The organism is Escherichia sp. 93.0816, from assembly GCF_013368855.2.
GTDB lineage: Bacteria > Pseudomonadota > Gammaproteobacteria > Enterobacterales > Enterobacteriaceae > Escherichia > Escherichia ruysiae.
Genome location: NZ_JABWNC020000007.1, coordinates 112,472 through 136,755 on the forward strand (window position 1 = coordinate 112,472; position 24,284 = coordinate 136,755).

The 24,284-nt window shown below is 52.6% G+C and carries 17 protein-coding genes and 1 pseudogene; 7 read left to right on the plus strand and 11 right to left on the minus strand.

Features of this window, described 5'->3' with window-relative positions; translation table 11 throughout:
* Positions 1 to 27: 27 nt before the first annotated feature.
* Entirely contained in the window at positions 28 to 858 is an 831-nt protein-coding gene (gene glpG / locus HEM79_RS10420; protein ID WP_021550070.1) for a rhomboid family intramembrane serine protease GlpG, read from the plus strand.
* 16 nt (positions 859 to 874) lie between these two features.
* Positions 875 to 1,633 (plus strand): DeoR/GlpR family transcriptional regulator, encoded by a 759-nt coding sequence (locus tag HEM79_RS10425; protein WP_000815099.1) that lies wholly within the window; start codon positions 875 to 877, stop codon positions 1,631 to 1,633.
* Here HEM79_RS10425 and rtcR read toward each other — a convergent pair.
* Positions 1,615 to 3,213, minus strand: coding sequence for a DNA-binding transcriptional regulator RtcR (rtcR, locus tag HEM79_RS10430; protein WP_176241383.1), 1,599 nt, complete (start codon positions 3,211 to 3,213; stop codon positions 1,615 to 1,617). The genes HEM79_RS10425 and rtcR overlap by 19 nt on opposite strands.
* Positions 3,214 to 3,399: 186 nt before the next feature.
* On the opposite strand from rtcR, the gene rtcB reads away from it, so the two are divergent.
* Both rtcB and rtcA read left to right on the plus strand, forming a co-directional pair.
* Complete coding sequence (gene rtcB / locus HEM79_RS10435; protein WP_176241384.1) at positions 3,400 to 4,626, plus strand: RNA-splicing ligase RtcB; 1,227 nt, start codon at positions 3,400 to 3,402, stop codon at positions 4,624 to 4,626.
* A gap of 3 nt (positions 4,627 to 4,629) precedes the next feature.
* Positions 4,630 to 5,646, plus strand: coding sequence for an RNA 3'-terminal phosphate cyclase (rtcA, locus tag HEM79_RS10440; RefSeq protein ID WP_176241385.1), 1,017 nt, complete (start codon positions 4,630 to 4,632; stop codon positions 5,644 to 5,646).
* Positions 5,647 to 5,688: 42 nt separating this feature from the next.
* Here the strand turns inward: rtcA and malT are convergent, their stop codons facing one another.
* Complete coding sequence (gene malT / locus HEM79_RS10445) at positions 5,689 to 8,394, minus strand: HTH-type transcriptional regulator MalT (protein WP_000907057.1); 2,706 nt, start codon at positions 8,392 to 8,394, stop codon at positions 5,689 to 5,691.
* A gap of 623 nt (positions 8,395 to 9,017) precedes the next feature.
* Here malT and malP point away from each other — a divergent pair.
* Together malP and malQ are read left to right on the plus strand one after the other, a co-directional pair.
* Positions 9,018 to 11,411, plus strand: a complete 2,394-nt coding sequence (malP, locus tag HEM79_RS10450; RefSeq protein ID WP_176241386.1) for a maltodextrin phosphorylase — start codon at positions 9,018 to 9,020, stop codon at positions 11,409 to 11,411.
* Positions 11,412 to 11,420: 9 nt separating this feature from the next.
* Entirely contained in the window at positions 11,421 to 13,505 is a 2,085-nt protein-coding gene (malQ, locus tag HEM79_RS10455) for a 4-alpha-glucanotransferase (RefSeq protein ID WP_176241387.1), read from the plus strand.
* 44 nt (positions 13,506 to 13,549) lie between these two features.
* Here the strand turns inward: malQ and gntT are convergent, their stop codons facing one another.
* The 3 genes from gntT to gntX all read right to left on the minus strand — a co-directional run bounded on the left by gntT (position 13,550) and on the right by gntX (position 16,527).
* Positions 13,550 to 14,866, minus strand: coding sequence for a gluconate transporter (gene gntT / locus HEM79_RS10460; protein WP_001131744.1), 1,317 nt, complete (start codon positions 14,864 to 14,866; stop codon positions 13,550 to 13,552).
* A 343-nt stretch (positions 14,867 to 15,209) separates the two neighbouring features.
* Positions 15,210 to 15,785 carry a Fe-S biogenesis protein NfuA gene (gene nfuA / locus HEM79_RS10465; protein ID WP_000619389.1) on the minus strand — a complete coding sequence of 192 codons (576 nt, stop codon included), beginning with the start codon at positions 15,783 to 15,785 and terminating at the stop codon, positions 15,210 to 15,212.
* 58 nt (positions 15,786 to 15,843) lie between these two features.
* Positions 15,844 to 16,527: a DNA utilization protein GntX gene (gene gntX / locus HEM79_RS10470; RefSeq protein WP_010352788.1), complete on the minus strand. Its 684-nt coding sequence runs from the start codon at positions 16,525 to 16,527 to the stop codon at positions 15,844 to 15,846.
* A 37-nt stretch (positions 16,528 to 16,564) separates the two neighbouring features.
* Between gntX and bioH the strand changes: the two genes are divergently transcribed.
* On the plus strand, positions 16,565 to 17,335 hold the full coding sequence (bioH, locus tag HEM79_RS10475) for a pimeloyl-ACP methyl ester esterase BioH (protein WP_016159542.1): 771 nt from the start codon (positions 16,565 to 16,567) through the stop codon (positions 17,333 to 17,335).
* A 28-nt stretch (positions 17,336 to 17,363) separates the two neighbouring features.
* On the opposite strand, the gene HEM79_RS10480 is transcribed toward bioH, so the two are convergent.
* The 6 genes and pseudogenes from HEM79_RS10480 to HEM79_RS10505 all read right to left on the minus strand — a co-directional run bounded on the left by HEM79_RS10480 (position 17,364) and on the right by HEM79_RS10505 (position 24,255).
* Positions 17,364 to 17,537, minus strand: a complete 174-nt coding sequence (locus HEM79_RS10480; protein ID WP_165797960.1) for a hypothetical protein — start codon at positions 17,535 to 17,537, stop codon at positions 17,364 to 17,366.
* Positions 17,538 to 17,554: 17 nt separating this feature from the next.
* Positions 17,555 to 18,449, minus strand: a pseudogene (rpnA, locus tag HEM79_RS10485) (recombination-promoting nuclease RpnA).
* A 203-nt stretch (positions 18,450 to 18,652) separates the two neighbouring features.
* Positions 18,653 to 18,889: a [Fe-S]-dependent transcriptional repressor FeoC gene (feoC, locus tag HEM79_RS10490; protein WP_000157593.1), complete on the minus strand. Its 237-nt coding sequence runs from the start codon at positions 18,887 to 18,889 to the stop codon at positions 18,653 to 18,655.
* Between the two features lie 14 nt (positions 18,890 to 18,903).
* Positions 18,904 to 21,225, minus strand: a complete 2,322-nt coding sequence (feoB, locus tag HEM79_RS10495) for a Fe(2+) transporter permease subunit FeoB (RefSeq protein WP_000737001.1) — start codon at positions 21,223 to 21,225, stop codon at positions 18,904 to 18,906.
* Between the two features lie 16 nt (positions 21,226 to 21,241).
* Positions 21,242 to 21,469: a ferrous iron transporter A gene (gene feoA / locus HEM79_RS10500; RefSeq protein ID WP_001200455.1), complete on the minus strand. Its 228-nt coding sequence runs from the start codon at positions 21,467 to 21,469 to the stop codon at positions 21,242 to 21,244.
* 464 nt (positions 21,470 to 21,933) lie between these two features.
* Positions 21,934 to 24,255, minus strand: coding sequence for a Tex family protein (locus HEM79_RS10505; RefSeq protein WP_176241388.1), 2,322 nt, complete (start codon positions 24,253 to 24,255; stop codon positions 21,934 to 21,936).
* Positions 24,256 to 24,284: the final 29 nt, after the last annotated feature.

The window sequence follows — 24,284 nt, forward strand, 5'->3', positions numbered from 1 at the left end:
TTTTGTGTGGAATAAGCGACAGCAACGATGTTGATGATTACCTCTTTTGCTAACCCCCGCGTGGCGCAGGCCTTTGTTGATTACATGGCGACGCAGGGCGTTATCCTCACTATTCAACAACATAACCAAAGCGATGTCTGGCTGGCGGATGAATCCCAGGCTGAACGCGTGCGGGCGGAGCTGGCGCGTTTTCTCGAAAACCCGGCAGATCCGCGTTATCTCGCCGCCAGCTGGCAGTCAGGCCATACCGATAGTGGTCTGCACTATCGCCGTTTTCCTTTCTTTGCCACCTTGCGTGAACGCGCGGGGCCGGTGACCTGGGTGATGATGATCGCCTGCGTGGTGGTGTTTATCGCCATGCAAATTATCGGCGATCAAGAAGTGATGTTATGGCTGGCCTGGCCATTCGATCCAACACTGAAATTTGAGTTCTGGCGTTACTTCACCCATGCGTTGATGCACTTCTCGTTGATGCATATCCTTTTTAACCTGCTCTGGTGGTGGTATCTCGGCGGTGCGGTAGAAAAACGCCTCGGTAGCGGTAAGCTAATTGTCATTACTCTCATTAGCGCCCTGTTAAGCGGCTATGTGCAGCAAAAATTCAGCGGGCCGTGGTTTGGCGGGCTTTCTGGCGTGGTGTATGCGCTGATGGGCTACGTCTGGCTACGTGGCGAACGCGATCCGCAAAGTGGCATTTACCTGCAACGTGGGTTAATTATCTTTGCGCTGATCTGGATTGTCGCCGGATGGTTTGATTTGTTTGGGATGTCGATGGCGAACGGAGCACACATCGCCGGGTTAGCCGTGGGGTTAGCGATGGCTTTTGTTGATTCGCTCAATGCGCGAAAACGAAAATGATTCCAGGGATTTATAAATGAAACAAACACAACGTCACAACGGTATTATTGAACTGGTTAAACAGCAGGGTTATGTCAGTACCGAGGAACTGGTAGAACACTTTTCCGTCAGCCCGCAGACTATTCGCCGCGACCTCAATGAGCTGGCGGAGCAAAACCTGATCCTGCGCCATCATGGCGGCGCGGCGCTGCCTTCCAGTTCCGTTAACACGCCGTGGCACGATCGTAAGGCCACCCAGACCGAAGAAAAAGAGCGTATTGCCCGCAAAGTGGCGGAGCAAATCCCTAACGGCTCGACGCTTTTTATCGATATCGGCACCACGCCGGAAGCGGTGGCTCACGCGCTGCTCAATCACAGCAATTTGCGCATTGTCACCAACAACCTTAACGTCGCTAATACGCTGATGGTGAAAGAGGATTTCCGTATTATCCTCGCCGGTGGCGAATTACGCAGCCGCGATGGCGGGATCATTGGCGAAGCAACGCTCGATTTTATCTCCCAGTTCCGCCTTGATTTCGGCATTCTGGGGATCAGCGGCATCGATAGCGACGGCTCGCTGCTGGAGTTCGATTACCACGAAGTTCGCACCAAACGCGCCATTATTGAGAACTCGCGCCACGTTATGCTGGTTGTCGATCACTCGAAATTTGGCCGTAACGCGATGGTCAATATGGGCAGCATCAGCATGGTCGATGCCGTCTACACCGACGCCCCGCCGCCAGTAAGCGTGATGCAGGTGCTGACGGACCACCATATTCAACTGGAACTGTGCTGATCCTGCACGGCTTCCCACGTCAGACCAAAACGCGCCAGGTATTTGCGTAGCCGATCCGCGTCATTGACGCTGGCTTTGCCCTGGCGCGAAACGTCAAAAAGCTGGCGTCCGGCTGCAGAGAGCGACTTTGCCTGACGGCAGACAGCAATAACGTTTTCCAGTTGTATGCGGTCAAAGAGATCGATGTTTTCCACCTCCGCGCCCAGCAACGCCGTAAGCGCCGAAGGGCGGCTCTCCTGCCAGTTATAGCGCAGACGGCTAATCTCATCTTCTACGGTTTCCAGAGTAATGCGCCCGCTATCGGCAAACGTCGCCATGCGCGTAACGCTGGCAGAAAGTTCGCGAAAATTACCGCGCCATATCGCCTGGGGAGATGTCGCAAAGGCCAGCCAGGCACGCCGCGCTTCGGTGTTAAAACGCACGCTGTCGCCGGTGAGTGAGGCGTGGCGCTCCACTTCATAATCCAGGTTAGGTTCGATATCTTCCTGGCGCTGGCGTAGCCCCGGCAGGGTGAAGGTCCAGAGATTAATCCGTGCGTACAGGTCTTCGCGAAATTTGCCTTCGGCAACCAGCTGGCGCAAATCGCGCACCGTTCCGGCGATAAGCTGAAAATCGCTGTTTACCTGGCGATCGCTACCAAACGGGTAAAAGGTTTTCTCTTCAATGGCTTTCAGCAACATCGCCTGTTCATCTGCGCCCAGTTCGCCAATCTCATCAAGAAACAACATCCCGCCGTTGGCGCTGCGTAATAAACCTTCCCGCGATTCCCGCGCCCCGGTAAAAGCGCCTTTCACATGACCAAACAGCGCCGACATCGCGGTATCACCGCGCAGGGTGGCGCAGTTCACTTCAACAAACGCGCCGCTAAACTGATGTCGCGCCTGTTTTAATTCGAAAATGCGCCGCGCCAGAAATGACTTACCCGCACCAGTCGGGCCGTTAAGCAGGATCGGTGCGCGGGATTTAATCGCCACTTTTTCGATTTGCTCAATCATGCGGTTGAAATGCGGGTTACGTGTGGCGATGCCAGATTTAAGAAAATCAAGCGTTTGCTGGCGTTCTTTGGCAAAGCGGCTGGCGATAGCGTTATAACGGCTTAAATCGAGATCGATAATCGCCACCGCGCCTGGGCTATCGGGCTGTTCTTTTTTGCGTGGTGGTGAAGTTTGCGCCAGACGGGCGGGCAGGTAACGTGCTTCAGCCAGCAGAAACCAGCAAATTTGCGCGACGTGGGTGCCAGTGGTGATGTGAATTAAATAGTCTTCGCACTCTGGCTGAAAAGCGTAACCTCGGGCGAAATCATGCAGGCAGGCGTAGACCTCTTCGAAATCCCACGGGTTATGCAGTTCAATCTCAACGCTCACCACTTCTGTTTCTGGCGAAACGCTGGCGATATCGCGTTTAAGCGTTTCAAACAGCGAGCGCGAGCGGGCGTCGTGCAACAATTCCAGTCGATCGATGACCAACGATTCTTGCTGGCATATACAGAGTGATGGGCGCCATTTCGACCAGCGCTGACTGCCGCGTCCGGCATAATCCAGTACGGTTCCGACAAAGCCAAAAGCCACAGTTTTACGCATCTTAGATATCCTTATAAAAGACGATATTTCATTATCGGGTAAGTGACTTTATAGAAAATCTCCGTTTACGGACTTTGTGCTTTTAATTAAATAAAAACAATCAATTATAAAATTAATTTGCTGATTTAATTTTTTGGCACGACGGTTGCAATTATCAGGACATATCAACGAAAAGAGAAAAGCAAAATGAATTATGAATTACTGACCACTGAAAATGCCCCGGTAAAAATGTGGACCAAAGGCGTGTCGGTAGAAGCCGATGCGCGTCAGCAACTTATTAATACGGCGAAGATGCCGTTCATTTTCAAACATATTGCGGTAATGCCCGACGTGCATCTGGGTAAAGGTTCTACTATTGGTAGCGTGATCCCGACCAAAGGGGCGATTATTCCGGCGGCGGTAGGTGTGGATATCGGCTGTGGAATGAACGCGCTGCGTACCGCCTTAACGGCGGCGGACCTACCTGAAAACCTGGCGGAGCTGCGTCAGGCGATTGAAACTGCCGTACCGCACGGGCGTACCACAGGCCGTTGTAAACGTGATAAAGGCGCGTGGGAAAATCCGCCGACTAACGTCGATGATAAATGGGCCGAGCTTGAAGCAGGTTATCAGTGGTTAACGCAAAAATATCCGCGTTTCCTGAACACCAATAATTACAAACACCTGGGAACGCTGGGAACGGGTAACCACTTTATTGAAATCTGCCTTGATGAGTCGGATCAGGTGTGGATTATGCTGCACTCCGGTTCACGCGGAATCGGTAACGCCATCGGAACTTACTTTATCGATCTGGCGCAAAAAGAGATGCAGGAACAGCTTGAGACGTTGCCGTCGCGTGATCTGGCGTACTTTATGGAAGGTACGGAATATTTTGACGATTACCTGAAAGCCGTGGCCTGGGCGCAGCTTTTTGCCAGCCTTAACCGCGATGCGATGATGGAAAACGTGGTTACGGCGTTGCAGAGCATTACGCAGAAAACGGTAAGACTGCCGCAAACGCTGGCAATGGAAGAGATCAACTGTCACCACAACTATGTGCAAAAAGAACAGCACTTTGGCGAAGAGATCTATGTGACGCGTAAAGGCGCGGTGTCTGCGCGCGCTGGTCAATATGGAATTATTCCCGGGTCGATGGGCGCGAAAAGCTTTATCGTCCGTGGCTTGGGAAATGAAGAATCTTTCTGTTCATGCAGCCACGGTGCCGGACGCGTGATGAGCCGTACCAAAGCAAAAAAACTGTTTAGCGTGGAAGATCAGATTCGTGCCACCGCGCATGTGGAATGCCGTAAAGATGCCGAAGTGATCGACGAAATCCCGATGGCGTATAAAGATATTGATGCGGTGATGGCGGCACAAAGCGATCTGGTGGAAGTTATCTACACCCTGCGTCAGGTGGTGTGTGTAAAAGGATAAATAATGAAAAGGATGATTGCGCTGGATGGCGCACAGGGTGAAGGCGGCGGGCAGATCCTGCGCTCGGCGCTGAGCCTGTCGATGATAACTGGTAAACCGTTCACCATCACCGGCATTCGTGCCGGGCGGGCGAAACCGGGGCTGTTGCGCCAGCATCTGACGGCGGTAAAGGCAGCGACGGAAATTTGCGGAGCGACGGTGGAAGGCGCGGAGCTGGGGGCGCAGCGCCTGGTCTTCCGGCCTGGTATCGTGCGTGGCGGCGATTACCGCTTCGCCATCGGTAGCGCAGGTAGCTGCATGTTGGTGCTGCAAACGGTGCTGCCCGCGCTGTGGTTTGCCGACGGGTCTTCGCGTGTTGAAGTCAGCGGTGGCACCGATAACCCGTCGGCACCGCCCGCTGATTTTATCTGCCGTGTGCTGGAACCGTTGCTGGCGCGGATGGGGATTCAGCAGCAAACAACGCTGTTGCGCCACGGTTTTTACCCTGCTGGCGGCGGTGTGGTGGCAACGGAAGTCTCGCCCGTGGCATCACTTAACGCATTAGCGTTGAATGAGCGGGGCAACATTGTGCGACTGTGCGGTGAAGTGCTACTGGCTGGAGTGCCTCATCATGTTGGCGAAAGAGAGATGTCCGTGCTGGATGCCAGCTTTTCCCTGAATGAGCGGAATATTCAAAGTCTGCCGCGCGAGCAGGGGCCAGGAAATACCGCTTCGCTTGAAGTCGTCAGCGAACACATCACCGAGCGTTTTTTTGCTGTTGGTGAAAAGCGCGTCAGTGCCGAAGTGGTTGCCGCCCAACTGGTGAAAGAGGTTAAACGCTACCTGTCAAGTTCGGCTGCGGTAGGGGAATATCTCGCAGACCAGTTAGTGTTGCCGATGGCGCTGGCAGGCGAGGGGGAATTTACGGTTGCTCATCCCTCATGCCATCTGCTGACCAATATCGCGGTGGTGGAGCGTTTCTTGCCAGTGCGGTTTATTCTGGCTGAAACAGATGGCGTAACGCGGGTTAGCGTTGAATGATGCAGAGAGGCAAGTCGGATCAGGTGTGTTACCCGACCAGACTCACACCCCATATCCCATCATTTTCAGCAGTTTCTGCGCGTGCTGTACCGCAGCCTGACGGTGGGCAACGCCGAGTTTTTGATACAGATTGCGGATATGCGTTTTGATGGTGGTTGCTGCCACTTCCAGTTCGCCCGCAATTTGTTCGTTACTGTAACCGGAGTAAATCAGCCCCAGCACCTGCCATTCGCGTTGGGTCAATGGGCTGGTGCGGATCAGTTCCGGCACTTCCGGGTGATTTAGCAGACGTTCGACAAAGCTCTCGTCAAAGTGAGCGAACTTGTGTCGGTGATGTTGATTGATTTCCCGGAGGATACGCTGCGCGCGGTGCTGTTCCAGTTCCGGCAGCGTATTGAGCTGAATTAGCTGGCGTAACTGCTGCGCCATCGCTTCGCCTTCGATGACAAAATGACTGATAAATCCGGTGCGATTCGCCAGTTTTAATGCGTCCAGCAGCACGCGCTGAGCGTCGCTTTTACGTCCGGCCTGCCAGTACAACTGATTGAGCAACAGCAGGTTGCGGTTCAGGTCGCTCATTAACCGCAGACTGCGGGCATTTTCGTTGAGTTCTTCGAGGACAATTTCCGCAGGCTCAAACTCGCCCAGCAAAATTTGTGCACGGGCAATGTTGCGCCATTGGCCTTGCAGGAAGTGGTTGTTCGCAAACTCCGGTTTGGCCGTGTGACGCAACCAGTTGGCAGCGGCGGCTTTGTCGCCGGTCATCTGCCAGTAAATAACGCGAACTTTGTTGGCGTTAGAGATCCAGTCGCTGTGATATTTGCCATTCCCCAACAGGTTTTCCAGGCGGTTAAGTTGGCTGCGGGCGTTATCCAGATCGCCACGAGCCAGCGAGCATTGAATTAACATTGCCAGGCACTGAAGCTGTTGCTGAGGCTGATAAGAAGATAAAACTTCGATCCCGCTACGCGCCGAGGCTTCGGCTTCATCCAGCCGTGCCCATGCCCATAACAGTTGCGCACGGATGCGTACCAGAAACTCATGCATCGGCAACTGTTCCAGATGCTGTTCGTTAATCAACTGGAACGCTTTTTCCTGCGTTTCCCACGCAGTTTGCAGGAACCCCTGGGCAAACAGAATTTCACTTTGCTGGATTAAACTCCACAAGGCGTAGTGCCAGACATCATGCTGGCGCGCCATTTGCTCGGTTTGCTGCATAAGTGCCAGCGAGCGGGTTAGTTCACCTTTACAGTGCAACACTTCGCCAAGTACAGAGGTCGCGACAATGCGACTGTAGAACCAGCCCGGAGGCAGTTCTTCCAGTGCCTGTTTTGCCAGTCGTTCGGCTTCTTCCGGATTACCGTCGTTAATGGCTACCTGGGCGCGCAGAGCGTTAAACTCTGCGTGCATGGTGCCTTCCCTGATACCCTGGATCTCGTGTTCGGCTCGTGCCAGCAGGGTATTTACTTCGCCGTAGCGATGCTGACTTTGCATCAACCAGGCCTGCAACAATACCAGTTGTGGATTTTCCAGCAGGCTGTCCCACGGCAGGGCTTTAAGCGACTCTTCCAGTAGCGACAGTTCGCTGTGGTTGAACAAACTCCAGGCGTGATTTAGCAGAATATCGCGCAGCATCAAAGCGTCGCCAGCCGCCAGCGCATGATGAATGGCTTCGCTGGGAAAACCTTGTTCCATCCAGCTTTCTGCGGCGGCACGGTGGATTTCCGGCAGTTCCGCTGCCAGTTCCCACTGGCAGCGTTGGCGCAGGAAGTTGCCAAACAGCGGGTGATAGCAGAACCACTCGCCAGTATCATCCATCCGTTGCAAAAACAGCCCCTGACGTTCAATCTCCTCAAGACGCATTTGCCCGTTTTCTTCGCCGGTCACGCGGGTGATTAGCGCATCATTCATCGAGCGCAAAATGGCGCTTTTTAGCAGAAAATGACGCGTGGTCAGATCAACATTATCTAACACCTCATCGACCAGATAATCAGAAAGATGACTGGCATTGATGCCCGCCAGACGACGCGCTGATTTATGCGCCGAGTGGGTATTTTGCCTTGCTGAAAGCGCGATTAGCTGCAACGCCGTCGCCCAGCCGGACACGTCATCGCAAATCCGACTGCTTTCTGCGGCTTCAATCGGCGATGACAGACGGCAATCAAAAAACTGCTTCGCTTCTTGATGGGTAAATGTCAGTTGCTGGCTGCCAATTTCCAATAGTTGGTCACGCACGCGCAGATTGGCAATGCCCAACTGCGGAAGGTTGCGTGACAGCACCACCAGAGTGAGATTTTCTGGTTGATGGCGAATGAAGAAGCGCATTGATTCGTGGATCACCGGATTGGTGATCAAATGGTAATCGTCGATCACCAGGTAAAGTGGGCTATGCCATTCCGCCAGTTCAATGAAAAGCTGGGCAAACAGTGACGTCAGACTGGCATATTGCCGTTTTTGCGTCATTGTTTCACTGATAGCGCAGTGCCCGCTGGTTGCCTGTTGCACGGCGGCGATCAGATAGCTGGCGAAACGTTCTTGCTGGTTATCGCCTTCATCAAGCGAGTACCAGCCCAAATCGTTTTTTCCTGCCGCCCATTGGGATATGAGCGTTGTCTTCCCGTAACCCGCAGGACTTGTGATTAGCACCAGCCTGAAGTTGTTCGCGCCGGAAAGTTTAGCCAACAGGCGCTCACGAACCACAGTATGGTCGAGTCGAACCGGACGACTTAATTTTGACGGAATCAGCATAGTTAATCACTTCACTGTGGAAATTGAGGAAATATTATTTTTTTTGCGCTTCGTAATTAATAGTTATAAGTTCGGTCAGAAACCTGTGCAATGCAAGCGATGACGATTTTTTATGTGTCTGAATTTGCACTCTGTCACAATTCCAAATCTTTATTAATACTTCATCTTAAAACAAGGCAAATGCAGCGTGGATACTGGATTTTAAGGTGTTTTCTTTCAGTTCAAAAGCCTTATTAAAGCAACGATACCGCCTTAATTCCTGATGAAAGGTCTATCTAAAAAGTTGATCTTAATAAATCTATTAACAGTGAGATGACCCTCAATGGATATTTCATTACTGAAACTATTTCGCCGCTTTACTTAATTTATAGAGTTGCTTTCCGCTTTTTGATAATACGCAACGACCATTTCTTACTGTTAATAGCAGATTTTCTGCGCTCTCTGGCATTGAGCTGATGCTTTTGCAGTTGATTGCACTACCTTTAAGTGGTCGTGATCACATTTTCTTGCTCATCCCCGTCACTCCTCCCCGCCTAATCCCCCGTAGGATGAGGAAGGTCAACATGGAGCCTGGCAAACTAACGATAACGTTGTGTTTAATATCTAAGAAAACTGGAACTCCTATGTCACAACCCATTTTTAATGAAAAGCAATTTCAGGAAGCCCTGTCACGCCAGTGGCAGCGTTATGGTTTAACTTCTGCGGCTGAGATGACCCCTCGCCAGTGGTGGTTGGCAGTGAGTGAAGCACTGGCGGAAATGCTGCGAGCCCAGCCTTTCGTTAAACCGGCGGCGAATCAGCGCCATGTTAACTACATCTCAATGGAGTTTTTGATTGGGCGTCTGACGGGCAACAACCTGTTAAACCTCGGCTGGTATCAGGCTGTTCAGGATTCACTGAAGTCTTATGACATCAACCTGACTGACCTGTTGGAAGAAGAGATTGATCCGGCGCTGGGTAACGGTGGCCTGGGGCGTCTGGCTGCGTGTTTCCTCGACTCAATGGCGACTGTCGGGCAGTCTGCCACTGGTTATGGTCTTAACTATCAGTATGGTTTGTTCCGTCAATCCTTTGTCGATGGTAAACAGTCTGAAGCGCCAGACGACTGGCATCGCGGCAACTACCCGTGGTTTAGTCATAACGAAGCTCTGGATGTGCAGGTGGGCATCGGCGGCAAAGTGACGAAAGAGGGGCGCTGGGAACCGGAATTTACCATTACCGGGCAAGCGTGGGATCTTCCAGTGTTGGGCTACCACAACGGTGTGGCACAGCCGCTGCGTTTATGGCAGGCGACTCATGCTCATCCGTTCAATCTCACCAAATTTAATGACGGTGACTTCCTGCGCGCCGAACAACAAGGCATCAATGCTGAAAAACTGACCAAAGTTCTCTATCCAAACGACAACCACACTGCGGGTAAAAAGCTGCGCCTGATGCAGCAATACTTCCAGTGTGCCTGTTCGGTGGCGGATATTCTGCGTCGCCATCATCTGGCGGGGCGTAAACTGCACGAACTGGCGGATTACGAAGTCATTCAACTGAACGATACCCACCCGACTATCGCTATTCCAGAACTGCTGCGCGTGCTGATCGATGAGCACCAGATGAGCTGGGATGACGCCTGGGCAATCACCAGCAAAACTTTCGCTTACACCAACCATACTTTGATGCCAGAAGCTCTGGAGTGCTGGGATGAGAAACTGGTAAAAGCCCTGCTGCCGCGCCATATGCAGATAATCAATGAAATCAACAACCGTTTTAAGAAACTGGTGGAAAAAAACTGGCCGGGTGATAAAGCGGTGTGGGCAAAGCTGGCGGTTGTGCATGACAAACAAGTTCGCATGGCCAATATGTGTGTGGTAAGCGGCTTTGCGGTGAACGGTGTGGCGGCGCTGCACTCGGATCTGGTGGTGAAAGACTTGTTCCCGGAATATCACCAGCTATGGCCGAACAAATTCCATAACGTCACTAACGGCATTACTCCGCGTCGCTGGATCAAACAGTGCAACCCGGCACTGGCGGCGCTGCTGGATAAATCACTGAAGAAAGAGTGGGTTAACGATCTGGATCAACTGATCCATCTGGAAAAATTTGCCGATGACGCGAAATTCCGTCAGCAATATCGCGAGATCAAACAGGCGAATAAAGTCCGTCTGGCAGAGTTTGTGAAAGCCCGTACCGGTATTGAGATCAATCCGCTGGCGATTTTCGATATTCAGATCAAACGTCTGCATGAATACAAACGCCAGCACCTGAATCTGCTGCATATTCTGGCGCTGTATAAAGAAATTCGCGAGAACCCGCAGGCCGACCGCGTACCGCGCGTATTCCTGTTCGGCGCGAAAGCGGCGCCAGGCTACTACCTGGCGAAGAATATTATCTTTGCGATCAATAAAGTGGCTGACGTGATCAACAACGATCCGCAGGTTGGCGATAAGCTGAAGGTGGTGTTCCTGCCGGATTATTGCGTTTCGGCGGCGGAAAAACTGATCCCAGCGGCGGATATCTCCGAGCAGATCTCCACTGCAGGGAAAGAGGCTTCTGGTACTGGCAACATGAAACTGGCGCTCAACGGCGCGTTAACCGTGGGTACGCTGGATGGCGCGAACGTTGAAATTGCCGAAAAAGTCGGTGAAGAAAACATCTTTATTTTTGGTCATACCGTGGAACAAGTGAAGGCAATTCTGGCCAAAGGCTACGACCCGGTGAAATGGCGGAAGAAAGATAAGGTGCTGGACGCAGTATTGAAAGAGCTGGAAAGCGGCAAATACAGCGACGGCGATAAGCATGCCTTCGACCAGATGCTGCACAGTATCGGCAAACAGGGCGGCGATCCGTATCTGGTGATGGCGGATTTCGCAGCCTATGTAGAGGCACAAAAGCAGGTGGATGTGCTGTACCGCGACCAGGAGGCCTGGACTCGCGCGGCGATCCTCAATACCGCCCGCTGCGGTATGTTTAGCTCGGATCGCTCTATTCGCGATTATCAGGCTCGTATCTGGCAGGCAAAACGCTAAGGAAGCTCGATGGAAAGCAAACGTCTGGATAATGCCGCGCTGGCGGCGGGGATCAGCCCCAATTACATCAATGCCCACGGTAAACCGCAGTCGATTAGCGCCGAAACCAAACGGCGTTTGCTTGACGCGATGCATCAACGTACCGCCACGAAAGTGGCGGTAACGCCAGTCCCGAATGTCATGGTTTATACCAGCGGCAAAAAAATGCCGATGGTGGTGGAGGGCAGCGGCGAATATAGCTGGCTGCTGACCACCGAAGAAGGAACGCAGTACAAAGGCCATATAACGGGGGGCAAAGCGTTCAATCTACCGACGAAGCTGCCGGAAGGTTATCACACGCTGACGCTTACCCAGGACGACCAGCGCGCGCATTGCCGGGTGATTGTCGCCCCGAAACGCTGTTACGAACCGCAGGCGTTGCTGAATAAACAAAAGCTGTGGGGGGCCTGCGTTCAGCTTTATACGCTGCGATCGGAAAAAAACTGGGGTATTGGGGATTTTGGCGATCTTAAAGCGATGCTGGTGGATGTGGCAAAACGTGGCGGGTCGTTCATCGGCCTGAACCCGATTCATGCGCTCTATCCGGCAAACCCGGAAAGCGCCAGCCCGTATAGCCCGTCTTCTCGCCGCTGGCTGAATGTGGTTTATATCGACGTTAACGCCGTCGAAGATTTCCATCTTAGCGAAGAGGCACAGGTCTGGTGGCAGATGCCGACTACACAACAGACGCTGCAACAGGCGCGGGATGCTGACTGGGTCGATTACTCCACGGTTACTGCCCTAAAAATGACAGCATTGCGGATGGCGTGGAAAGGTTTCGCGCAACGTGATGATGAACAGATGGCAGCGTTTCGCCAGTTTGTTGCTGAGCAGGGCGATAGCCTGTTCTGGCAGGCAGCGTTTGACGCGCTACATGCACAGCAAGTTAAAGAGGACGAAATGCGCTGGGGTTGGCCGGCGTGGCCAGAGATGTATCAGAACGTAGATTCGCCAGAAGTGCGTCGGTTCTGCGAAGAACATCGTGATGACGTCGATTTTTATCTCTGGTTGCAGTGGCTGGCTTACAGCCAGTTTGCCGCCTGCTGGGAGATAAGCCAGGGCTATGAAATGCCGATTGGCTTGTATCGTGACCTGGCAGTTGGCGTAGCGGAAGGCGGAGCGGAAACCTGGTGCGACCGCGAGTTATATTGCCTGAAAGCATCGGTTGGCGCGCCGCCGGATATCCTCGGCCCGTTAGGGCAAAACTGGGGATTGCCGCCGATGGATCCGCATATCATCACCGCGCGCGCCTATGAACCGTTTATCGAGCTGCTGCGTGCCAATATGCAAAACTGCGGCGCGTTGCGAATTGACCATGTAATGTCGATGCTGCGTTTGTGGTGGATACCGTATGGCGAAACGGCGGATCAGGGGGCATATGTTCACTATCCGGTGGATGATCTGCTCGCTATTCTGGCGCTGGAAAGTAAACGCCATCGCTGCATGGTGATTGGCGAAGATCTTGGCACGGTGCCAGTAGAGATTGTCGGTAAGCTGCGCAGTAGTGGTGTTTACTCCTACAAAGTGCTCTATTTCGAAAGCGATCACGAGAAGACGTTCCGCGCACCAAAAGCGTATCCGGAGCAGTCGATGGCGGTCGCGGCAACACACGACCTGCCTACGCTACGCGGCTACTGGGAGAGCGGGGATTTAACGCTGGGCAAAACGCTGGGGCTGTATCCGGATGAAGTGGTGCTGCGCGGTTTGTATCAGGATCGCGAGCTGGCGAAGCAAGGGCTGCTGGATGCGCTGCATAAATATGGCTGTCTGCCAAAACGTGCCGGGCATAAGGCATCACTGATGTCGATGACACCGACGCTTAATCGTGGCTTGCAACGCTATATTGCCGACAGTAATAGTGCCCTGTTAGGGCTACAGCCAGAAGACTGGCTGGATATGGCCGAACCGGTAAATATTCCTGGCACCAGTTACCAGTACAAAAACTGGCGACGCAAGCTTTCCGCAACGCTTGAGACGATGTTTGCTGATGATGGTGTGAACAAGTTGCTGAAGGATCTGGACAGGCGGCGCAGAGCGGCTGCGAAGAAGAAGTAGAGTGCGGTTGATGCCGGATGCGATGCATCCGGCCATCAGTATTATCAAATCACCATATTCAGCAGCAGACAGCCTACCAGACCGCACACTGAGATAATGGTTTCCAGCATCGACCAGGATTTGATGGTCTCGCCGATAGTCAGGTTAAAGTACTCTTTGAACAGCCAGAAGCCCGGATCGTTCACGTGAGAGAAAATCACACTACCGGAACCAACCGCAATAACCATCAGCTCCGGGCTAACACCTGTCGTTGCAATCAGCGGCGCAGCGATACCACCCGCAGTGATTGCCGCAACGGTTGCAGAACCTAGCGCGATACGCAGCACAGCGGCAATAGACCACGCCATCAGCAGCGGAGAAATGTTGGTTTCGTGCATCATGGAAGCAATGTATTTGTCCACGCCGCTGTCTACCAGCACCTGCTTGAACGCACCGCCACCACCGATGATTAGCAGCATCATCGCGATGATTTTGATGGAAGAAACCAGCGTGTCGTTAATCTGATCCATCGAACGACCACGGTTCAGACCAAAGGTGAACATCGCAATCAGCACGGCAATCAATGTCGCCATCACCGGGTCACCTAAGAACTCTGCTACCGGCAGGAAAGCGTGACCTTTCGGCAGGATCATTTCGGCAATGGCACGCATCGCCATCAGTACAACCGGCACCAGAGAAGTCCAGACGCTGACGCCAAAGCTCGGCATCTCTTCTTCGCTAAAGGTTTTCGCGCTGTACAGACCTTCCGGGATCGGCTTATCAATGCCTTTCAGCACGCGAGCGTAAACCGGACCCGCGAGAATCACGGTCGGGATCGCCAGAATAGTACCGTACAGCAGGGTTTTACCCATATCGGCCTGGAAGATGGTGGCAATCGCAGTCGGACCCGGATGCGGCGGCAGGAAGCCGTGAGTAACAGACAGTGCAGCCGCCATTGGTACACCAACATACAGCAGTGGGATATTGGCAGCAGCAGCGATGGTGAATACCAGCGGCAGCATCAGCACGAAGCCTACTTCATAGAACAGGGCAAAACCGACGGTAAAACCGGTCAATACCACTGCCCACTGGATGTGTTTTTTACCAAATTTGGCAATCAGCGTGGTGGCGATACGTTGTGCGCCGCCACAGTCTGCCAGCATTTTGCCCAGCATTGCGCCAAACCCCATGATCAGGGCAAGGCTACCGAGCGTCCCGCCGACACCGGCTTTGATAGAGCCAATAACTTTATCCAGCGGCATCCCTTGCATTAATCCAACAGCAAGCGCCACCAGGACGAGAGCGATGAAGCCGTTCATTTTGAAGCGGATCATCAGGAGTAATAACAAGATAACACCGATAGCAACAATGACTAATGGCATGATTTACCTGGCCTTTAATTTGTTATGGGTAACGTCAGGTTTCTGACGACAAATCCTGGTTGTCCCAACTGGGAACAGAGATATAACGGCACCACGGCTGATGACCCCTAAAACGTATTAGTGTAGTCAGATGTTATGAGTGTGTTTGGTGCCCATGAGAATGATACGGGTAACATAATGCGCTTGAGAATCACCAGAGCGGGGTAAATTTAAATTATGAGAGGTTGGTCATATTATCGTGGGGAAACGAAGGGGGACGGAGTAAAGCTGCGCCATAAGAACAACGAAAGCCCGATAAGACACTTTAGCGTCGCATCGGGCAATCTACAAAAGAGGGGATAACTTAGTAGTAAGAGTGTTCGCCGCGCTGGTGTTCGGTGAGATCGCGCACACCTTTCAGTTCCGGGAATTCGTTCAGCAGCTGCTTTTCGATCCCTTCTTTCAGCGTTACGTCGACCATGGAACAGCCGTTACAGCCGCCGCCAAATTGCAGAATGGCGTAACCGTCTTCGGTGATTTCCATCAGCGAAACGCGACCACCGTGACCGGCAAGTTGCGGGTTAATCTGCGATTGCAGCATATACTCGACGCGCTCCATTAGCGGCGCATCGTCAGCCACTTTACGCATTTTGGCGTTCGGTGCTTTCAGCGTTAGCTGGGAACCCAACTGGTCGGTAACAAAGTCGATCTCTGCATCTTCCAGGTATGGTGCGCTTAACTCATCAACATACGCGGTCAGCAGGTCAAATTTCAGGGCGGTGTCGGTGGCTTCCACAGCGTCCGGCGGACAATAAGAAACGCCGCATTCAGCGTTAGGTGTACCAGGGTTAATCACAAATACGCGGATTTGTGTCCCTTCTTCCTGGTTTGCCAGCAGTTTGGCAAAGTGCGCTTGTGCAGCATCGGAAATACGGATCATAGTAATGGCCTAATAGTTGACTATTTTAGTTGGTTATAATACGCCCATCATCGAGGCTCTACAAGGTTCGACAAAGGCACCAGACCTGGACAGTCGCCGCACCATTGCGTAAAAGCAACTGCGCAATCTCTGCGACGGTACTTCCGGTGGTAACGACATCATCCACAATCACCATATGGAGACCTTGCACGGGCAATTCAAGGCGAAAGGCATTTTTCAGGTTGCGCTTGCGCAGACGGGCATTGAGAAAATGCTGGGTTGCAGTGGCTCTTGTTCGTGTGACGGCTTCGCTATCCCATTGGCAGTGCAACCAGCGTGATAACGGCTGACACAGCAAATCGCTCTGATTAAATCCCCGACGCCAGTGGCGATGCCGCCATAGCGGGACACTGACGATACGATCCGGCAGATGTAATTCGCTGGTGCGACGGGCGTGTAAGACTTCCAATAGTAACAAACGTGCTAGCGCACTGGCGATTTCACTGCGCCGGGAAAACTTAAGCTGGTGGATGAGCGGACTTAAGGGCGGCGCATAGTTGGCAACAGTGAGCAGTCTTTGCCACGGCGGCGGTTTTTGCAGACAGCGACCACAGGGAAGATGTGAGTGTGTAGAGGGTAATCCACATTGCGGGCATAGCATTTTATCTGTACGTGCGGCGCGGGAGCAGACCGAGCAAATCCCCCAATGACCTAGCGCCAGCGGCATTCGGCATAGCCAGCATAATCCCGGTACTGTTAGCATATGTTCATCCTTGTAAGTCAAAAGAGAACAATAGCGGATGAATAACATCTGGTGGCAGACCAAAGGTCAGGGGAATGTTCATCTTGTGCTGCTGCACGGATGGGGACTGAATGCCGAAGTGTGGCGTTGCATTGACGAGGAACTCAGCTCGCATTTTACGTTACATCTTGTTGATCTGCCTGGCTTCGGGCGCAGTCAGGGATTTGGTGCGATGTCGCTTGCTGACATGGCTGAAGTCGTGCTGCAACAGGCACCGGATAAAGCCATTTGGTTAGGCTGGAGCCTGGGCGGGCTGGTGGCAAGTCAGATTGCATTAGCCTATCCCGAGCGTGTTCAGGCGCTGGTCACTGTAGCATCGTCGCCATGTTTTAGTGCCCGCGATGGGTGGCCGGGGATAAAACCGGACGTGCTGGCGGGTTTCCAGCAGCAGCTAAGTGAAGATTTTCAGCGTACGGTGGAGCGTTTCCTTGCGTTGCAAACCATGGGGACAGAAACGGCGCGCCAGGATGCGCGGGCGCTGAAGAAAACCGTTCTGGCATTACCGATGCCGGAGGTTGAGGTGCTCAATGGTGGGCTGGAAATCCTGAAAACGGTCGATCTTCGTCAGCCGCTGCAAAACGTACCAATGCCGTTTTTGCGATTGTATGGTTATCTCGACGGTCTGGTGCCGCGCAAAGTAGTGCCGATGCTGGATGAACTCTGGCCGCACAGCGAATCATATATCTTCGCCAAAGCGGCCCATGCGCCGTTTATTTCACATCCAGACGAGTTTTGTCAGCAGCTGGTAGCGTTAAAGCAGAGGGTGTAGGTGGCTTTTGAAATGGCGAGACAGAACTTTACTGGCTCGCCGCAGCCAACTTTTCTTCTGACACCCCGGTAAAGCGCATGATGTCTGCAAGAAGGACTCCGGATTGCAGCATTCTTTTGGCGGTATCCAGGGCTTCCAGGCGTCGACCCAATAAACAACCAATCAGATGACTAATAAGATATTCTCTTTCTGCATCTGTCATTAAAACCATCCTTTACGTTATTGATGATTTATTTCAGCAAGGTCTTCAACCGTCAGGCTGGTAAATCGCAGAACGTCCTCAAGAGAGACTCCGGCATCCAGCATGGTTTTGGCAATATTTAGGGCGTTGGTACGTATACCTTTCTGAAACCCTTCCTGCCGCAATCTTTCCGCAATAGTCATTAAACTCTCCTTGTGTTTCGGTGAACGTTCGGCAACGCCGTCGATAAAATCGTTAAAACGTACCGCGTCGCCTGTTTGCAGTATGTAATTAAACAGTCCTTTGATTTGTCTGTCATTAGCGTATCCACTACTTAATAAGCAGGCCATTTGCTCCACCAGCCCCATCAGGTCGCGTTGACGAATATGTTTTTGAATTAACTTCCAGCAGCGCCATACGTCGGTGCTGCATGATTTCATCATCAGGCATGACGGTGACATCAATCAGCGGAAATGCAGAGGCATAAAGCTGTCTTGCCAGTTTGGGATCGGCGAAACAATCCAGCCAACACAGCGAATAGGGATAGGGGCTTTCAATGCCGTGGTAAAACAACAACGGTACGACCATCGGCAACGTTTTGTATCCTGCATCAAGGTGGTTTTGCATTGCGGCAATGGCATAACGCATCATGCGAAATGCGATCAATTTGTTTGAGGTGCTTTGATGTTCAATCAGGCAATAGATGTATCCTAGCTCTTGCTCCGTTTTCACCGACCACAGCACGTCGGAATAGCTTTCACGCAGATCGTCATCGATAAAGCTGCTCGACTCCAGCTTGAGGGTTTTCATATCACAGAGCGCGTGAATGGGGGCCGGTAAATGGAACGCAAGAAAATCGCGTGCCGTGTCCGGTTGGCGTAAAAAGAGTTTGAACAGCGCATCGTGTGGGGTGGAACTCTGTTTTTTGCTCATGGCGTTCCTTCACCTGTTTTTTTGAATGCCGCGACTTTACGCGCCACTCCACGGCTGTGCATCAGCAAGTTTTTATCCCTGCGAGACACTTTCAGAGGAACTTACTCCATGCTGCAAGAGTTGCATTTTTATGGAAAGCCGCACGCAAAAAAGCCCGGTAGCTAATGCATACCGGGCTTTTCAAAACGAACGATGGAACAAGGTTAACGCAACATCCACCACTCACGCAGACAGGCTTTTCCTTCCGGGCAACTTTTACAACTGCCAGAGAGGCAGCCATCAGGTTCTTCCTGAATCCGTACCGCTTTGCCCATATTTTCCAGCTGTTGCAGCATAGCGTTAATCATCGGCTGCGGGGTGTTCAGCGTCTGGCTGATCTGGGTCGCTTCCATACGACCCCGTAATGCCAGCAAATCACGCACCTGAATGAGCGAAGCCATTGCCGTGTCCTTAGTTAGTGGCAATCGCCAGTGGTGCTGGCTGCGCAGCAACTGCTTACCGTTTTGCGGCTTGCCAGTAGTTCGATATCGACCCGACTACGCGCGCGGCGCAGCAGTCCGATAACCACGATGTTAAACAGGACAACCGCCAGAATGCACACCAGGCTGTAAGTTGGGTGCTGGCTGTAGCTGGCGACCTGATAGAACAATGTTGCCAGCGAGTAAGCGATATTTAGCCCCCACAGGATGGAGAAGCCCATCCAGCCACGGCTTGATTCACGGGCAATGGCACCCATCACCGAAATACACGGTACATACAGCAGGACGAATATCAGATAGCTGTAAGCTGCCGCCGCGCTACCGAATTTCTCATCCATCACGCCCATTGCCCCAGTACCCATTTCGCCGTCGCCTTTGCTGGCTTCAATTGGGTTCATCAGTACGCTAAGACTGAAGGTGTCTTTCAGGCTCTGCCAGGTTTCATCTACTGCGCTGAACAGCTCTTCACCGAGGTTAAATTCCGCCGGATTGAACTCTTCGTCCTGAATGTTTTCTGCGGTATAGAGAGTGTTGAGCGTACCGACCACCACTTCTTTCGCCATTGCGCCAGTAAACAGTCCAACCGTTGCCTGCCAGTTATCTTCATGCACGCCAATTGGCTTGAAGACTGGAGTGATCACGCGGCTGACAGAGGCCAGCGCCGAGTCGTTGATGTTATCGACGATTTTCCCACTCAGCGAGAAGCTGTTGAAGGCGCTCAGGAAAATGCTAACGATGATAATCACTTTACCGGCGCGCAGGACGAAGCCTTTCAAACGCTGCCAGGTCTGGATAATCAGACTCTTAATGTGTGGTACGTGATAGACCGGCAGCTCCATGACAAACGGCGTCGCTTCACCGCGCATAATGGTGTATTTGAGCATCAGTCCCGTCAGTACAGCCATCACAATACCGATGACATACAGCGAGAACACAGCCAGCGCGCCATTCTGCCCGAAGAACGCGGCAGCAAATACTGCGAAGATTGCCAGACGAGCACCGCAGGACATAAACGGTGCCATCATGATGGTCATCAGGCGTTCACGTGGTGCATCAAGGGTTCGTGCGCCCATTACCGACGGTACGTTACAACCAAAACCGACGATCAACGGCACAAAGGATTTACCCGGCAAGCCTAACGCCTGCATCAGACGATCCATCACAAATGCCGCACGCGCCATATACCCGGAGTCCTCGAGGAAGGAGAGGAACAGGTACATCATGCCGATCTGCGGCACCAGTGGCAGAACGGTGTTAATACCGCCACCCAGACCCTGGGCGAGGAAGATAGTCAGCCAGTCCGGGAAGTGGAGCGTGTAGCCAATCCACTGAATACCATGCACAAAGAGTGCCACGGAACCGACGTCAAACAGCGGCTGTAGCGCCCCGCCGATGTTGATAGCCAGCAGGAACATCAGATACATCACAAAGAGGAAAATCGGCAGACCGAGGAATCGGTTGAGCACAATTTTATCCACTGCCGTGGTGAAACGGCTGGGTTCTGCCGTCAGAGTATTGCTTACCACATCGCAGATGGCCGCAATACACTGGTAACGTGCATCGGCAATGTGCAGCGCCGGATCGTCCATCTCATTACGCAGACGGGCGAGGGCAGCATCCAGATGCTGCGACGCTTCACCGGCGTAGGCGCGGCTGTAGATATCGCCTTCCAGCATTTGCAGACCCAGCCAGCGGCGATGTTTCAGCGGGATGTCCGACGGCATCACTTTCGCCAGCGCATCGGCTTCATTGATTAGCGGCTGCGCGTAATGCACCAGTTCCACATTCTCGTTGGCTTTATAGCGGTCAATCGCCAGTTTCAGAGCTTCAATACCGCGACCACGCGTGGAAACTAGCGGGATCACCGGGCAGCCAAGACGCGCCGACAGCGCATCAATTTCAATGCGAATATTTTGCTTCTCGGCAATGTCGAGCATGTTCAGCGCCACGATGCAGGGAATGCCGAGTTCCAGCAGTTGCAGTGTCAGGTACAGGTTACGCTCAAGGTTAGACGCATCCACCACGTTAATCAGCAGATCGGCGTCGCCACTCAGAATGTAGTGACAAGCGATTTGCTCATCCAGAGAAGTTTGCGATGAGATGGTAGTCAGAGAATAAGTACCAGGCAGGTCAACCAGAGTGACCTGATGATCGGTGGTGGAGAACTGACCCTCTTTACGTTCGACGGTAACGCCAGCCCAGTTCCCTACACGCTGGCGTGCACCGGTGAGCTGGTTAAATAAAGTTGTCTTGCCAGAATTTGGATTACCAATTAAGCCAATGGTTAATTTTTTCATTGTTATTCTCACCGTATTAACAGGAAACCGCTTCCACTTCTAATAAGGCCAGATCTTTTTTGCGTAATACCAGGCTTACACGACGGGTTTCGATATGAATGGGATCGCCGAGTGGAGCGACGCGCACCACATTAAAAGAGGAGCCAGGTAACATGCCAAGAGAAAGCAGTTTTTGGCGATATGCCGGGCTGATTTCACGGGAAAAGCCAGTGATTTTCCACGCAGTATCTGGAGTGTATTGCATAAGGGCCTACTTGTTTCTCATTAACTGGATAACTACCTCATGGGGCGTTTGACAGCGACATGAGACCAGATGATTTGCCAACGAAGGAGAGATTAAATAATCAACAACACAATGATAATGAGAATGGTTTCTATCAGCAATACTTAAAATGTGTGCGAATGTTGGTTTAGATAATAATCTGACTCAATGTTGATGTGGCTCAAGGTTATATCGCAGCAAAAATATAATCCGAATGGCGAATTATTAGGGCTGGTTAATGTTTAATTAAGGTTTTAATTGTTAATGCAGTGATAAATATTGGCAAAAATATATTGTGGATTTAGCTGTGGAATAAAAATGCCGGAGATAATTTCCGGCATTTTTATGTCAGGCAAGGCGCTCGTTGTGAGTTGCCAGATGCAGCGTGAACGCCTTATCTGGCCTACGATTTCGTGCAAATTCGAACCGTAGGCCAACCAGGACGTTTAACGTTTTTTGCCCATTGCCGCCGCCAGCGCATCCATCATCGCGCTATTACCGGCAGGCTGCGCTTCACGACCGCGCGGTTTGGCTGCCGGGCGGTTGTTTTGCGGGCGATCGTTACCGCCGCTGCGACGGGCGTTGGTTTCACCTGGCTGCTCATCCAGACGCATGGTCAGGGCGATACGTTTACGCTGAAGATCTACTTCCAGCACTTTCACCTTCACAATGTCACCCGCTTTCACCACGGTGTGCGGATCTTCCACAAACTTGTTCGACAATGATGAGATGTGAACCAGGCCGTCCTGATGCACGCCGATATCGACAAACGCACCAAAGTTGGTGACGTTGGTGACTGCGCCTTCAAGGATCATTCCCGGTTGCAGGTCGTTCATCGTCTCGACGCCATCGGCAAACTGAGCGGTTTTAAATTCCGGGCGTGGGTCACGACCCGGTTTTTCCAGCTCTTTGATGATATCGGTTACCGTCGGCACACCGAATTTCTCATCGGTAAAGTCAGAGGCTTTCAGGTTACGCAGTTCGCTGCTGTTACCCATCAGATCTTTCAGCGCCTGCTGTGTTGCCGCCAGAATACGTTCAACCACCGGATAGGCTTCCGGGTGAACGGTAGAAGCGTCAAGCGGGTTATCTCCGTGGTTAATACGCAGGAAGCCCGCGCACTGCTCGAAGGCTTTTGGCCCCAGGCGGCTCACTTTTAACAGTTGCTGACGGTTCTGGAACTGACCGTTCTCGTCACGCCAGGCAACAATGTTTTGCGCCATCATGCGCGTCAGACCTGCCACGCGGGTTAACAGCGGAACGGAAGCGGTGTTGAGATCAACGCCAACGGCGTTAACGCAGTCTTCCACCACTGCGTCCAGTTTGCGAGCCAGCTGCGTCTGGCTGACATCATGCTGATACTGACCCACGCCGATAGATTTCGGATCGATTTTCACCAGCTCTGCCAGCGGATCCTGCAAACGACGAGCGATAGACACTGCGCCACGCAGAGAAACATCCAGATCCGGGAATTCCTGCGCTGCCAGTTCGGAAGCGGAGTAAACGGATGCGCCTGCTTCGCTGACGATCACTTTCTGCGCAGTCACTTGCGGGAACTGCTTCTGCACGTCGAGATAGAAACGCTCGGTTTCGCGGGAAGCCGTGCCGTTACCAATTGCCACCAGCTCAACGTTATGTTTTTCACACAAAGCGGCAACGGTCATCGCCGCTTTTGCGGCTTGTCCGGTGTGCGGATAAATGGTGTCGGTCGCCACCAGCTTGCCGGTTGCATCGACCACTGCGACTTTTACCCCGGTGCGCAGACCCGGATCGAGTCCCATCGTCGCACGCAGTCCGGCTGGGGCTGCCATCAACAGATCGTGCAGGTTACGGGCAAAGACGTTAATCGCTTCATCTTCCGCACGTTCGCGCACGGTGCCCATCAGTTCGGTTTCCAGGTGCATCAGTACCTTGATGCGCCACGTCCAGCTCACCACGCCTTTACGCCAGCTATCCGCCGGTGCATTGTTCAGGCGCAGATTGAGGTGATCCATAATGATTTGTTCGCAATAACTCTCTTTCGGCGGCTCATCGAACTGTGGATCGGCATTCAGCGAAAGCTGGAGTATGCCTTCGTTACGACCACGGAACATCGCCAGTGCGCGGTGAGAAGGCACCGTTGAGAGCGGTTCATGATGATCGAAATAGTCGCGGAATTTTGCCCCTTCCTCTTCTTTACCGCTCACCACCGTAGAAACCAGATGCGCGTTCTTCCACAGATAATCACGCACTTTCGCCAACAGGGCGGCATCTTCGGCAAAACGTTCCATCAGGATATAGCGCGCGCCGTCCAGCGCGGCTTTGGTATCTGCCACGCCTTTATCGGCATCAACATATTGTGCGGCGGCGCCTTCCGGCGTATGTGATGGATCGTTCCACAGCAGGTCGGCCAACGGCTCAAGACCTGCTTCAATAGCGATTTGCCCACGGGTACGACGTTTAGGTTTGTAGGGCAGATAGAGGTCTTCGAGTTCGGTTTTGCTTAAGGTGGCGTTGATGGCATTCGCCAGCTCATCGGTGAGTTTACCTTGCTCAGAAATAGACTTGAGGATCGCCTGACGTCTCTCTTCCAGTTCACGCAGGTAGCTCAGACGCGTTTCCAGATTACGCAACTGCGTGTCATCCAGACCGCCGGTGATTTCCTTACGATAACGTGCGATAAACGGCACGGTATTCCCTTCGTCAAGCAGGCGAACGGCGGCTTCAACCTGTTCCGGGCGCGCCTGAATTTCACCCGCAATAATGCGGCAGAACGAATCATTCATCATGGTTTGAGTTCATCTTTTCGGATCAAAAA